The organism is Burkholderia sp. CpTa8-5, from assembly GCF_017815045.1.
In the GTDB taxonomy this organism is placed as follows: domain Bacteria; phylum Pseudomonadota; class Gammaproteobacteria; order Burkholderiales; family Burkholderiaceae; genus Burkholderia; species Burkholderia sola.
Genome location: NZ_JAGIQD010000002.1, coordinates 350,382 through 364,067 on the forward strand (window position 1 = coordinate 350,382; position 13,686 = coordinate 364,067).

General features: G+C 67.9%; 12 protein-coding genes. 8 read left to right on the plus strand and 4 right to left on the minus strand.

From position 1 onward, the window contains the following. Positions 1-33 precede the first annotated feature (33 nt). Both J8I35_RS05025 and J8I35_RS05030 read right to left on the minus strand, forming a co-directional pair. Entirely contained in the window at positions 34-786 is a 753-nt protein-coding gene (locus tag J8I35_RS05025; protein WP_209924672.1) for a class I SAM-dependent methyltransferase, read from the minus strand. Positions 787-799: 13 nt separating this feature from the next. Continuing rightward, a complete protein-coding gene (locus J8I35_RS05030) occupies positions 800-1,426 on the minus strand; it encodes a LysE family translocator (protein WP_209924673.1) in 627 nt (208 codons plus the stop codon). Positions 1,427-1,593: 167 nt separating this feature from the next. On the opposite strand from J8I35_RS05030, the gene J8I35_RS05035 reads away from it, so the two are divergent. From J8I35_RS05035 to J8I35_RS05045, 3 genes are all read left to right on the plus strand, one after another. Then, positions 1,594-2,394 carry a helix-turn-helix transcriptional regulator gene (locus J8I35_RS05035; protein ID WP_124595472.1) on the plus strand — a complete coding sequence of 267 codons (801 nt, stop codon included), beginning with the start codon at positions 1,594-1,596 and terminating at the stop codon, positions 2,392-2,394. Positions 2,395-2,514: 120 nt separating this feature from the next. Then, positions 2,515-2,934 carry a hypothetical protein gene (locus J8I35_RS05040; RefSeq protein WP_050014507.1) on the plus strand — a complete coding sequence of 140 codons (420 nt, stop codon included), beginning with the start codon at positions 2,515-2,517 and terminating at the stop codon, positions 2,932-2,934. A 113-nt stretch (positions 2,935-3,047) separates the two neighbouring features. Next, entirely contained in the window at positions 3,048-4,052 is a 1,005-nt protein-coding gene (locus tag J8I35_RS05045; protein ID WP_209924674.1) for a LysR family transcriptional regulator, read from the plus strand. Positions 4,053-4,277: 225 nt separating this feature from the next. Here the strand turns inward: J8I35_RS05045 and J8I35_RS05050 are convergent, their stop codons facing one another. After that, positions 4,278-5,198: a LysR substrate-binding domain-containing protein gene (locus J8I35_RS05050; protein WP_209924675.1), complete on the minus strand. Its 921-nt coding sequence runs from the start codon at positions 5,196-5,198 to the stop codon at positions 4,278-4,280. A gap of 108 nt (positions 5,199-5,306) precedes the next feature. Between J8I35_RS05050 and J8I35_RS05055 the strand changes: the two genes are divergently transcribed. After that, positions 5,307-6,389 carry a tartrate dehydrogenase gene (locus J8I35_RS05055; protein ID WP_050018246.1) on the plus strand — a complete coding sequence of 361 codons (1,083 nt, stop codon included), beginning with the start codon at positions 5,307-5,309 and terminating at the stop codon, positions 6,387-6,389. Positions 6,390-6,558: 169 nt separating this feature from the next. Beyond that, complete coding sequence (locus J8I35_RS05060; protein WP_209924676.1) at positions 6,559-7,869, plus strand: MFS transporter; 1,311 nt, start codon at positions 6,559-6,561, stop codon at positions 7,867-7,869. A gap of 78 nt (positions 7,870-7,947) precedes the next feature. On the opposite strand, the gene J8I35_RS05065 is transcribed toward J8I35_RS05060, so the two are convergent. Continuing rightward, positions 7,948-8,463 carry a shikimate kinase gene (locus J8I35_RS05065; RefSeq protein WP_209924788.1) on the minus strand — a complete coding sequence of 172 codons (516 nt, stop codon included), beginning with the start codon at positions 8,461-8,463 and terminating at the stop codon, positions 7,948-7,950. 244 nt (positions 8,464-8,707) lie between these two features. On the opposite strand from J8I35_RS05065, the gene J8I35_RS05070 reads away from it, so the two are divergent. The 3 genes from J8I35_RS05070 to J8I35_RS05080 are packed head-to-tail and all read left to right on the plus strand — an operon-like array spanning position 8,708 to position 13,622. Next, complete coding sequence (locus J8I35_RS05070; RefSeq protein WP_245170104.1) at positions 8,708-10,846, plus strand: filamentous hemagglutinin N-terminal domain-containing protein; 2,139 nt, start codon at positions 8,708-8,710, stop codon at positions 10,844-10,846. Next, a complete protein-coding gene (locus J8I35_RS05075; protein ID WP_209924678.1) occupies positions 10,846-12,690 on the plus strand; it encodes a ShlB/FhaC/HecB family hemolysin secretion/activation protein in 1,845 nt (614 codons plus the stop codon). The genes J8I35_RS05070 and J8I35_RS05075 overlap by 1 nt, the downstream gene beginning before the upstream one ends. 11 nt (positions 12,691-12,701) lie before the next feature. Continuing rightward, on the plus strand, positions 12,702-13,622 hold the full coding sequence (locus tag J8I35_RS05080; protein WP_124554501.1) for a peptidyl-prolyl cis-trans isomerase: 921 nt from the start codon (positions 12,702-12,704) through the stop codon (positions 13,620-13,622). The last annotated feature ends 64 nt before the right edge of the window (positions 13,623-13,686 follow it).

Genomic DNA, 13,686 nt, shown 5'->3' on the forward strand with positions numbered 1-13,686 from the left:
CGAGAGGGGCGCGTGATGTCTGCGCTGCGCCCGTTACGCGCGGCAGATCGCGATGATCTCCGCGCTGGTCGCCTCGTCGAACGGGGCACGGTCCCAATCGCCGCACCAGTCGGCCGACGCGAAGCCGGCCGCCGTCACGCGGGCCTGCAATTCGGATCGAGCGATGAAACGCAGCCGGCTCGTATTCGTCAGCACTGTATCGTCGCGACGGAAGCGGTAGTGCGTGTCGAACGTCACGATCGCGCCGTCGATCGCCCGCACCGCGTGATGGAGCTCGACGATGCCGAATGCGTGCGACTCGACGCTGCGTGCCGACTGCGCGGGTGTCCATGTTCGCCACGGTTCGATACGCGGGTTGCGGGTGTCGAACAGGAAGCGGCCGCCGTCGGCGAGCACGCGTCGCACGCCGCGCAGCGTCGCATCGATGTCGTCGTCGGTCAGCAGGCACTGGAACGCGTGCCCGGTCATCGCGACCGCATCGAACGGCGCGCCGGGCGGCAGGCCGTCGAGTGCGCACGCGAGCCAGCGTACCGCGTCGGCACCCGGCTGGCGCCGCGCGTAATCGATCATCGCCGGTGCGGGATCGATCGCGACGACGTCATGCCCGGCTGCCGCGAGCCGTCGCGCGAACGTGCCGGTGCCGCAGCCGAGATCGAGGATGCGTTGCCCGGCGGCGCCGATCGCGGCCGCGTAGAACGCGAAGTCCCGATCGCCCGCGTTGAACACGTCGTACACCGCGACGAGGCGCGGGTCGGTGTAGAGCAGGTCGGCGTCGGCGCGCGTCATGCGGCCGCGCACATCAGCGCTGCTGCACGGCCACGCGCAGCCCGAGCGCGATGAAGATCGAGCCGATGATCTTGCCCTGCCAGCGCGTGAGCCACGTGAGCCGCGTCACGATGCGGCCGAGCGGGCGGATCGAGCACGCGATCAGTGTCGTGTAGAGCGAGCTGAGCACGACGAAGATCAGCCCGAGCACCGCGAACTGCACGAACGTCGAACCGCGCTCCGGATGCACGAACTGCGGCATGAACGCGAGAAAGAACAGCGCGGTTTTCGGATTCAGCACTTCGGCGGGAATCGCCTGCAAGTACGCCCTGAGCGGCGTGACGGGCGACACCTGCGGCAGCGACGGGTCGGCCGCCTTCTCGAGCAGCGCGCGCACGCCGAGATAGATCAGGTACGCGGCGCCGGCCAGCTTCACGACGTTGAACGCGAGTGCCGATGTCATCAGCAGCGCGGACAGCCCCACGGCCGCGAACAGCGTATGCACGAAGTCGCCGCTCGCGACGCCGAGGCCGGTCAGGATGCCGGTCTTGCGGCCGCCCTGCACGGTGCGGCTCAGCACGAGCAGCACGGCGGGGCCGGGAATCAGGAACAGGCCCAGAACGACGGCCGTGAAGGTGGTCAGCGTGGTCAGGTCGAACATGGCGGCTCCGGCAGGTTGGCGCAGCGGCAGGGGATCGGCGCATTGTATTCGGTTCGGCGCGCGGCCGCAGACGGCCGTTTTCAAACGGCGCGGCCGCGCCGGCGCCTTTCTGGTATAAGCACGACAGGGCGCGCCGGCGTCCGGCCTTCTTTACAGCCCGTCGTTCCATGCGCGACCTTCCACCGATCACCGATCCCGCCGCGGACGCCGACGTCTATCACGTGCCGCGTCCGCTCGTCGTGTTCGGCGGCTCGGTCGTCGAGCCCGAATGGCGGCTCGAGCGGCACAGCCATCGTCAGGCGCAACTGCTCTACACGTTGAGCGGCGTCGTCTATTGCGAGATCGACGGCGGCGTGTGGACTGCGCCGCCGCAATGCACGGTCTGGATTCCGGGCGATGTCCCGCATGCGGCGCGCGGCTCGGCCGGCGCGACTTTCTACGCGGTACTGGTCGAACCCGACGCGGCGCTCGAGCTGCCCACGCGCTGCTGCACGCTGGCCATGTCGCCGCTGTTGCGCGAACTGCTGCTGAAGGCGGCCAGCTTCCCGAACCTGTACGACGTCGACGGGCCGCAGGGGCGGCTGGTGGCGACGCTGCTCGACGAACTCGTCGCGGCGCCGGTCGAGGATCTGTACCTGCCGATGCCGGCCGACCGCCGGCTGCGCAAGCTGATCGACCATCTGCTCGACGATCCGGCCGACAAGTCGCCGCTGGCCGAACTCGCGCGGCGCGCGGGCATCAGCGAGCGCAGCCTCACGCGGCTCGCGACGAAGGAACTCGGCATGAGCCTGGGCGACTGGCGCCGTCGGCTGCACGTCGCGCTGTCGCTGCGGATGCTGACGACCGGCCGCCGCGTGCATCAGATCGCAATCGATCTCGGCTACGAGAGCGCGAGCAGTTTCGTCACGATGTTCCGCAAGGCGACCGGCAAGTCGCCGACGCAATACCTGACCGACCGGCAACGCTGAACGCCTACGCTGCGCGCTCGCACACGTTTGGCCGGATTGAAAAAGCAGTTGGCCGGGATGAGAAATGACGCATCGGGTCTCGATCCATAAGATGAGAATCGTTCTCATCTGGAGGTCGACATGCAAATCGTCACGACTGAATTCCCGTTTGTCTGGCTGCGTTACAGCGGCTCGACCCACACCGATCCCGCCCGCCTGATTGCCGAACTCGACGCGCTGCTCGCGCGGCGCGAACGCTTCGTCTTGCTGACCGACGATGCCCCGTCCGGCGACGATCGCGCGGACAACGATCACGAGATGCGCAAACAGCTCGCGAAGTGGAGCAAGGCCAACCGTGCGCTGTCGCGCGAACGGATCCCCGGGATGATCGCGATCGAGCCCAACGCGGCGCGGCGCGTGGCGCTCAACGCCTTTTCGGGCGCCTTCGAGAAGGTCTGGGGCTATCCGCTGAACGCGGCGGCGAGCCGCGACGACGCACTGGCGCTCGCGCAACGGCTGCTCGCCGAACCGGCGCCCGGCGTCGCGGCGGCGAACGCCTGACCCGACGGCCGCGCGGGTCGCGCGGCTTGCGTCGACATCGACGTCGATATTGACACGCACGCACGGTGCGCGAACGCGCGCCGCGGCATATCGCAACCACGCAGAGGTGTTGGGTGGACAATCCGATCCGCGCGATGCGCATCTTCACGCGCATCGTCGAAATGAACAGCTTCACGCGCGCGGCGCAGGCGCTCGGCATTTCGCGCGCCACCGCGACGCGCACCGTGCAGGAACTCGAAGCGGCGCTCGGCATGCCGCTGCTGGTGCGCACGACGCGCGCGTTGCGGGCGACGCCCGAAGGTGATGCGTATTACCGGCGCTGCGTCAGCATCACCGCGGACGTCGACGAGCTCGAAGCGAGCATCCGCGGCGCCGCGCTGCATCCGAGCGGGCCGTTGCGCGTCGAATTGCCGGCGTCGGTGGCGGGCGCGATCGTATTGGCCGCGCTCGGCGAATTTCATGCACGACATCCCGATCTCGAACTGATGCTCGCCATGGCCGGGCGCGCGGGCGATCGCATCGGCGACGCGATCGACTGCAGCGTCCGGCTCGGTGCGCTGCCCGATTCGTCGCTCGTTGCACGCCGGCTCGGCTCGCTCGAGCGCGTGACGTGCGCGAGCCCCGCGTATCTCGAGCGCTTCGGCGTGCCGCGCACGCCCGACGATCTGGACGCGCATCGCGCGGTAGCCGGGTCGCACGTGTTCGGCCAGCGTCCGGTCGAGCTCGAATTCGTGATGGACGACGCGGTGCGCAAGGTGCAACTCGACGGCATCGTCAGCGTGGACGACGAGCAGGCGTATCTCGCCTGCGGCGTGCACGGCCTCGGGCTGATCCAGCCGACGCGCGTCGCCGCGCAGCCGCTGATCGACGCGGGGCGGTTGCGGGAAGTGCTGCCGCGCTGGCAACCCGATGCGCTCGCGGTGTCGGCCGTCTATGTGAAGCGCCCGCATGTGTCGCCCGGCGTGCGGGCGTTCGTCGACTGGATCGCGGAACGCTTCGTGCAGGCCGGGTATGAGCAGGCGGGACTGGCGGCGGCGGGGGCGGTGGGGTGGCGGCCGGCGCTGCCGGGTGCAGTCGCTGCCGGCGATCGCTACAGCGGGCTCGTAGCGGTGGCTTGACGGCGGTATGCGGACGGAAGGTCCTCAAGCGGTTGCGAGGTGGCAGGCGCTGGCCTTTGATCCGTATCGGAGGATGTAAATATTTTGGCGATTTAGCACGAAATTCGCCGGAATATTTACATCGTATGCTGCGGGGCCAGCAGTGCAGCGGCATATGGAGAGGCGCAGGCGCGCGCATGCCCGCAGCACCGACAGTCGACCCGCATGGGGTGCGGAATACCCGCCTTACACCGCCCTAAACCGCCCCAAATCCTCCGCCACGAAATCGACGAACGCGCGAATCCGCGTGGACATCTGGTGACGCTGCGCATACACCGCGTAGATGTCGGCGCTCGGCGTTTCGTGCTCGGGCAGCACGACGACCAGCCTGCCGTCGGCGAGATAGTCGCGCAGATCCCATTCCGCGCGCATCAGGATTCCGTGCCCGTCGAGCGCCCATTTCACCGCGATCTCGCCGTCGTTCGTCGTCAGGTTGCCGTTGATCCGCACGGCTTCCGTGTGGCGGGCCGCGCCGCGTCCGCTCGTCAGGCGCCACACGCCGTAGCCCTCGTCGCCCTGCCGGATGCCGATGCAGTTGTGCCGCGTCAGGTCGTGCGGCGTGCCGGGCGTCCCGTGCCGCGCGAGATACGCGGGCGCCGCGCACAGCAGCCGGCGGTTCGGCGCGAGCCGCCGCGCGACGACGCGCGTATCGGGCGGTTCGCCGAAGCGGATGCACACGTCGAACGCGTCGTCCGTGAGCGGCGGCGGCATCACCGACAACTGCAACTGCACCGATACCTCCGGATAGCGCGCGACGAAGCGCGAGATCGCCGGGCCGACGTGGCTGCGCCCGAAACCCAGCGTCGCGTTCACGCGCAGCAGGCCTTTCGGCCGCTGCTTCGCGCTGCCGAGCAGTTCGCCGAGCTCGTCCATCTGATCGAGGATCCGGCGCGCATAGTCGAGGTACACGTCGCCTTCCGGCGTCAGCATCATCCGCCGCGTCGTGCGATTGACGAGCGTCACGCCCGCGCGCCGCTCCATCTGCGTGAGCCGCTTGCTGACGGCCGCCGCGGTCAGCCCGAGTTCGCGCGCGGCCGCGCTCAGGCTGCCCGACGCAGCCAGCGTCGAAAAGAAGCCGAGATCGGCCGGCTGGACGGTATCCGCCATGACGGGATTCGTGAATTGAAGTTAAAGATGCTTTGAGTATAGCCACGTTTTCCGTACTTCCAGTTCGATAAAGTGCGTTCACGCTCACGATCAATGGAGGATGTCCGCGTGAAGACCTACCGTATCGCAACGATTCCCGGCGACGGCATCGGCAAGGAAGTGGTGCCTGCCGGCAAGCAGTTGCTGGAAGCGCTGGCCCGCGGCAGCGACCGCTTTGCGTTCGCGTTCGAGGATTTCGACTGGGGCGCCGACTACTACCGCCGGCACGGCGCGATGATGCCGGCCGACGGCCTCGACGCGCTGCGCGGCAAGGACGCGATCCTGTTCGGCTCCGCGGGCGACCCGGACGTGCCCGACCACGTGACGTTGTGGGGCCTGCGCCTGAAGATCTGCCAGGGCTTCGACCAGTACGCGAACGTGCGCCCGACGCGCATCCTGCCGGGCATCGACGCGCCGCTGAAACGCTGCGGGCCGGACGACCTGAACTGGGTGATCGTCCGCGAGAACTCCGAAGGCGAATACGCGGGCGTTGGCGGCCGCGTGCACCAGGGCCATCCGATCGAGGCCGCGACCGACGTGTCGATCCTCACGCGCGCCGGCGTCGAACGCATCATGCGTTTCGCGTTCCGGCTCGCGCAGTCGCGGCCGCGCAAGCTGCTGACCGTGATCACGAAGAGCAACGCGCAGCGGCATGCGATGGTGATGTGGGACGAGATCGCGAAGCAGATCGCACAGGAATTCCCCGACGTGACGTGGGACAAGGAACTCGTCGACGCGGCGACCGCGCGCATGGTCAACCGCCCGGCGTCGCTCGACACGATCGTCGCGACCAACCTGCACGCGGACATCCTCAGCGATCTCGCCGCCGCGCTCGCGGGCAGCCTCGGCATCGCGCCCACCGGCAACATCGATCCCGAGCGCCGCTATCCGTCGATGTTCGAGCCGATCCACGGCTCCGCGTTCGACATCATGGGCAAGGGGCTCGCGAATCCGGTCGGCACGTTCTGGTCGGTCGTGATGCTGCTCGAACATCTCGGCGAGGCGGATGCCGCCGCGCGCGTGATGCACGCGATCGAGGCCGTGACGGCCGACCCGTCGCTGCACACGCGCGACCTCGGCGGCAGCGCGACGACCGCGCAGGTAACGGCGGCCGTCTGCGAGCGCGTCGCGAACGCGGCGGTCGCGGCCTGACGGCAGCGACGCGGTGACGGCCGCGCGTGCGCGCAGCCGAGCGCCGCCCGCTCGCTCCACTCACGCATTTTCAGCCCGCGACTCGCGCATGCGACGCGAGCCGGGCGCCGGCCGGCGCTCGAGGTCCATCGACCGACGGCGCACGGCCCGACCTCGAAGGAGGAGACACATGCAAGCGGATCTGGAAACCCGCGTCGCGCGGAAACTGATGTGGCGCATCATTCCGTTCGTGATGCTGCTTTACTTCGTCAGCTTTCTCGATCGCGTCAACGTCGGCTTCGCGGCGATGACGATGAACAAGGCGATCGGCCTGTCGCCGACCGCATTCGGGTTCGGCGGCGGCCTGTTCTTCATCGGCTACTTTCTGTTCGAAGTGCCAAGCAACCTGATTCTCCATCGCGTCGGCGCGCGCATCTGGATCGCACGCGTGATGATCACGTGGGGAATCGTGTCGGCGGTGTCCGCGTTCGCGGCCGGACCGACGAGCTTCTACGTGCTGCGCTTTCTGCTCGGCATCGCGGAAGCCGGCTTCTTCCCCGGCATCATCCTGTACCTGAGCCTGTGGTTTCCCGCGAAGCAGCGTGCGGTGGCCGCCGCGTGGTTCATGGCGGCCGCGCCGATCTCGACCGCGATCGGTTCGCCGCTGTCGGGCGCGATCATGCAGATGCCGCCGATGTTCGGGCTGGCCGACTGGCAGATGCTGTACATCGTCGAAGCGCTGCCGGCGGTCGTGCTCGGCTTCGTCGTGCTGAAGCGCCTGACCGATGCGCCGTCGCAGGCCGCGTGGCTGCGCGCCGACGAACGCGACTGGCTGATCGCGAAGCTGAAGGCGGAAGCGGATGCGCGCCACACGCATGCCGGGCATACGGCCGGCGCGTGGCAGGCGCTGCGCGACCCGCGCGTGCTGGCGCTCGCGCTGATCTACTTCGGCACGTCGGCGGGGCTCTATACGCTCGGCCTGTGGGCGCCGCTGATGGTCAAGCAGTTCGGCTTCACCGCGTTGCAGACGGGCCTGCTGACCGGCATTCCGAGCATCGCCGCCGTGGTCGCGATGATCGGGTGGGCGCGGCATTCGGATCGCACCGCCGAGCGCACGTGGCACGTCGTGATTCCGTGCGTGCTGGCCTGCGTCGGCTTCGTGTTCGCGGGGCAGGCGAGCACGGCGTTGCTGACCGTGCTGGCGCTGGTCGTCGTCAACATCGGGATCAGTGCCGCGAAGGCGCCGCTGTGGGCGATGCCGAGCGCGTTCCTGTCAGGCGCCGGGGCGGCGGCGGGGATCGCGATGATCAATTCGATCGGCAATCTCGGCGGGTTCGTCGGGCCGTTCGCGATCGGCTGGTTGAAGCACGTGACGGGCGGGTATGCGGCGGGGTTGTATGTGGTCGCGGGGACGCTCGCGGTGTCGGCGGTGGTGACGTTGATGTTGAGCCGGAAGGGGGCGCGGGAGCAGGTCGTGTCGGGTGTACATCAGCATCGTTGAGAGCGGTGCGCGTCCGCGGGCATGCATCCGGACGTGCATACGGTGCGCTGACGATGGCGCACGGCCGAAGCAGCCGCGTCAACGCACGGGAAGTGCCACGCGGCGAGCGATCTCCGTCGCGCACGCGTCGGCCGACGCGTTCGACGTATCGATCACGCAATCGCTGAACGCGCGCGATGCATATCCTTCGCGATACATCTGCGCGATCCGTTGCCGCTCCCAGTCCGTCAGTGCACGTGTGCCGCGATTCGATGCCGCGACCGCTTCGGGCGGTGCCAGCGTGACGACGAACAATCGTGCATCGCGTACATCGCACGCCGCGCGCAGCCGCTCGAATTCCGCCCCGCCGATTGGATAAGCGATTACGACGTGGCGTTCGCGCGCTTGCGCGATCTGCGTGACCAGTCGCTCCAGCGCTATGGCCCATTGCACGTCGAACGGCGCATCTTCAGGCGCGTCGTGATCGTCGCCGTCGATGAAGTGCGCATCAGGCAGCACGCGTGCGAGTGCGCGGCCGATCGTCGTCTTGCCGCTGTTGATCGGTCCGTTCAGATGGATGACGGTGAGCGGTGTGTTCGTCGATGTAGAGGACATGAGGAGCGGGATGAATCGGACACCTTCATTGTGCCTCGACGTGAAATCGATTTGTAATGTCGACTCCGAAGCGATTAGAGAAATTATTCGATAAAGCACCCTAAAGAAAGGCGTGCCCCCGCCGTTACTCTTCCTCGGTATCTCAAAAAAGTATGACGAAAGCAGTACGACCACACGACCAAAAAACCGAGGGCGCACGGCCGGCGAAGCCGTGCGCGGGATCAGAATGGGATGCACCGATTCAATGGGGCGCGCAGGCACCGGGGGCTGGCGCGCGCTGTGCCTTTGCCTTGCCGTAACGGGATTGCTGCCGCATTGCGCCGCCGCCGCGGGGATCGTCGCGGACGGCGGCACGCCCACCAGCGTGTCGGTCGGGCCGAATGGCCGGCAGCTCGTCAATCTTGCGCCAGCGGTCGCCGGCGTATCGAGCAACACGTATTCGTCGTTCAACGTGACGACCGCCGGCGCGACGCTGAACAACGTCGGCATCAACGCGCGCACGATCGTCAACCAGGTGACGAGCACGAACCGCAGCCTGATCGAAGGCGAGATCGCCGTGGCGGGGCCGCGCGCGAACGTCGTGCTTGCGAACCCGAATGGCATCACCGTCAACGGCGGATCGTTCGTCAATACCGGGCACGTCGCGCTGTCGACCGGCAACGTGAGCTTCAACGACCTGCAGATCGCCCCCGGCGTGATCCAGCGCAACATCGTGCTCGATACGTCGACCGGCACGATCGTCGTCGGTCCGGGCGGCCTGGCCGGCGCGTTGATCGGGCTGGATCTGATCGCGAAGAACATCGTCGTCGACGGCGCGATCGACAACACGTTTTCGTCGGCGACGGCCGGCGTGCGCCTGCTGGCCGGACGCAGCCGTGTCGAGCTGAACACGGGGCTGTCGCCGAACGACAACGCCAACGACTGGCTCTCGCGTACCGCGACGACCCAGCCGGACACCGCATCGTCCTACGCGATCGACATCACGGCCGCAGGCAGCGTGACGAGCGGGCGCGTGCAGTTGATCGTCACGGACCGCGGCCCCGGCGTGCGCAGCGCCGGCGCGATGAATGCGTCGCTGGGGGATTTCACGTTGACGTCGAACGGCAACGTCGAGATGTCCAACGCGAAGATCGACGTCGCGCGAGACCTCGACGTCACCGTTCAGGGCGGCATGACGCTGACCGACACCGACCTGAAGTCGCGCGGCGGCCACGCGAACGTGTCGGCAGCCGATGCGATCGCGTTGACGGGCAGCAGCCTGATGGCGTCGGGCAGCGTCAAGCTGAACGGCGCGGGCATCGCGCTGAATCCCGACGACGCGATGAAGGGCGCCACCGTGGCATCGTCGCAAAGCGGCGTGGTGCTCAAGAGCGCGGCGGACATCGTGAACGTCGGCTCACTGGTGCAAGGGCAGACCGCGATCGACGCGGATCCGGATTCGGCGGGCGCGGTAACGCTGAACGCGGCGGGCCGCATCCTGAACCAGTCGCTGCCGCAAACGGGAATCGGCATCCTGTTCGGCGTGAAGGGCGATGTGTCGCTGACCGCGGGCGCCGATATCGTCAACCGGAATGCACGGATCCTGTCGAACCGGAGCGTGTCGATCGACGCGGGCGGAGATCTGCAGAACATCGTCGACCACAGCACCGGCGTGCAGAACGGTGCGGTGGTCGGCTTCTCCGAGCAGGGCGGCCGCTTCCTGTTCTTCAAGCATCGTAGCGACGGCTTCACCGTCGACTATGGCGCGCTGGCCGACGCATCGAAACTCGCGTACATCACGGCCGATGCGGGCAACGTGACCGTGCGCGCCGCGAACGTGACGAATATCGGCGGATCGATCCTGTCGAATGGCGGCGCGATCGACATCGCCGCGCGCGAAAACATCCTCACGCAGGCCGTTTTCACCGGGCAGGCAGCGTATCGGCGCTCGTGTTTCGTGTTCTGCCGCGCGAGCGCGTCGTCGAACGTGCAGGCGTTCGGCGGCGTGATCGAGGCCAACGCCGACATCCAGCTGAAAGCCGGTACGCAGATCACGAACACGGGCGGAACCGTGCTCGCGCTCGGCGCATTGACGCTCGACGCGCCGAAGACGCTCGCGCAGGGCGTGCCGGGCTACACGGTGATCAACCGCGACCACGACCTGAAAGCGTGGTTCGGCAATCGTTGGGCGGCGATCTATGCGGCCGATACCGGTGGCGTGTTTACCGGCGGAACCGGCAAGGTGCGCCTGACCGGCGAGGCCGACATCGAAGGCGGCGCGTACAGCGCGCCCGAAGGTGTGCTCGCTGCGGGCGGCGTCGTGACGATCCGGCCGCCTCATCGCGATCTCGTGACGATCGGCAACCGCAATCACATGGGTCTCGTGTCGTGGTTCGGCCTGTGATGTCGCACAAGGATCACCGCATCGCCGCCGCGCTCGCATTGACGATCGGCGCAATGTCGCCGTGCGCGCATGCACAGCTCGCGGGCGCGCCGCCGGCCGGCGCGCTTCCGGGCCTCGGCGCGCTGCCGGGCCTCGGCGCGCTGCCGGCCGGGCTCGCGGTGCCGCGTGCGGAACAGGATCCCGCGCAGCGTCTGCTGCAGGAGCAGCGCGACCGGCAGCGCCGCGACGAGATCGCGCAACCGCCGGCGCAGATCGCGGTGCCCGAGCAGCCGGCGATGCCGGACCTGCCGCCGGGCGCCGACGTCGACACGCTGCCGGACGTCGCGCCGACGTTCCTGATCGAGCGGATCGAATTCACCGGCGACGCGATCCTCGGGCAGCGCGAACTGGACCGTATCGCGGCGCCGTTCATCGGCAAGCAACTCGGGCGCAACCGGATCAACCTGCTGCTGCGCCGGCTGACGGAAGCGTTCATCTCGCGCGGCTACATCACGACGCGTGCGTACCTCGGGCCGCAGAATCTCGCGTCCGGCACGCTGAAGATCAATCTCGTTCCCGGCCGCGTGGCCGCGTTGACGCTGAACGGCAAGCCGCTGAGACCGCGCGATCCCGACGAGAAGTGGTACGAAGTGCGCGGCGGCGGGTTGCTGACCGAAGCCGGCACCGCATGGGCGTTCGCGAGCACGCCGGGCGACGTGCTGCGTCTGCCCGATCTGGAGCAGGGCGTCGATCAGATCAACCGGTTGCGGCGCAATCAGGCCGAAATCCGCATTCTCCCCGGCGAAGCGCCGGGCGATTCGATCGTCGCGATCTCGAACCGCTACGGCGACCGTCTTCATTACGATTTCGGCATCGACAACTACGGCAGCTCGCAGACCGGCAAGACGCGCTATCGCGCCGGTGTCGAAGCCGACAACGTGATCGGACTGCAGGAATCGCTGTCGTTCAGCTACGTCGGGACGACCGACACGAACGCGGTCGTGTTGTCGGCGGCGGTGCCGTACGGCTATCAGACTTTCAGCTACACGGCGTCGATGTCCGAGTACCAGCAGGCGATTGGCGACGTCGCGCTGCTCGCGGGGCGCACGTTCAGCCAGATGCTCGGCTGGAACGACGTGCTGATGCGTTCGCCGCGCGGGCGCATGAGCGTCGACGTGACGCTCAACAAGCTGCGCACCGAGCGCGATCTCAACGGTATTCCGTTGTCGCCGCAGAACCTGACGGTGTTGCGTGTCGCGCTGAACGGGCTGTCCCGCTTCGTCATGCGCGATCAGGGCGCAGCCGCGACCTGGGATGTCGGCGTGTCGCAGGGTTTGCCCTGGCTGGCAGCCAACCACGATGCGTCGGACATCGGTATCGACGACGCACACAGCCAGTTCACGAAGCTCGATGCCACCGGCACGCTGCAGTTCACGCTCGGCGATTTCGCCGGTTCCATCTGGGCGTATCGCGGCACGCTTCGCGCGCAGTACAGCCGCGTCGCGCTGTTCGGCAACGAGCAGATCTTTCTGGGCGGCATGGGTTCGGTCCGCGGGTTTACCGAAGGCGGGATCGCGGGCGACAGCGGCGCATTCGTGCGCAACGAGCTGGCCTGGCAGAACGTGCCGGCGTGGCACGACGCGCGCATCGAACCGTACGTGTTTCTGGACGGCGGCAAGACGCACCTGAACGCGCAGGGCGGCTGGCCGTCGCTCGTCGGCACGGGTGTCGGCACGCGTGCGCAATGGCGTTTGAAAGGCGGGACGCTGTCGACCGAAGTGCTGGTCGGGCAGGCGCTCGTGCAACCGGCCGCACTCGGCAAGAAGGCCAGCGTGTTGCTGGCAACACTCAACTGGACGGACTGATGGAGAACTTCATGGATCGCCTGTCGAACGGTCGCGAGATCGCGATGCAACCCAACCTGTCGGCGCGGATTCGCAAGATCGGCGTCGCGCTCGTCGCGGCGATGCTGTGCGGCGCTGTCGTCCCGCACGCGTACGCGGTTCCCAAGGCGGCGAAGAAACCGGCCGATGCAACCGCCGCGATGCCGGCCGATGCGATCGCGAGCGTGAACGGCGTGCCGATCCTGCAAGCGCAGGTCGACGAAGCCGTGCGCGCGTCGAAGGCGCCCGATACGCCGGCGCTGCGCGCGGCGCTGAAGAACCAGCTGATCGCGCGCGAGCTGTTTCGACAGGCGGCGCTCAAGCAGCACTACGACACGAAGCCGCAGGTCGTTGCCGCCGCCGAGCAGGCGAAGGCGCTCGCGATGACGCAGGCGTACCTGCGTGATCAGGTCAAGCCGGCGCCCGTCACGGATGCGGACGTCAAGGCGCGCTACGACGCGGTTGTCGCAACGCTCGGCGAGAACGAATACAAGCCGAGCGTGATCGCGGTCAACGACGCGGACACCGCCAAGCAGATCCTTTCGCGGCTCAAGAAAGGCGAGGACTTCGGCGGGCTCGCGCGGCAGTTCAGCAAGGGGCCGGCCGCGGCGCAAGGCGGCGCGCTGAACTGGATCTCGTTCAAGACGCCGATCGAAGCAGGCCACACGCAGAACTGGCCGCAACCGCTCGCCGAAGCGCTCGTGAAGCTTCCGCAGGGCGGACTGACGCGCGAGCCCGTGCAGGTCGGCGATACGTACTGGATCGTGCGTGCCGACGACAAGCGCCCGACGCAGGTGCCGCCGTTCGACCAGGCGAAAGACACGCTGCGGCAACAACTCGAGCAGGTCGCGATAGAGAAGGCGACCGCGCAGGTCGTGGCGGATCTGATCCGCAACGCGCGGATCCAGCAGTAAGCGGCAAGCAGCAAGCCGCCAGTAGCAGCGTCGGGCAGCCGCCCGGCGAACACGCAGGCGATGC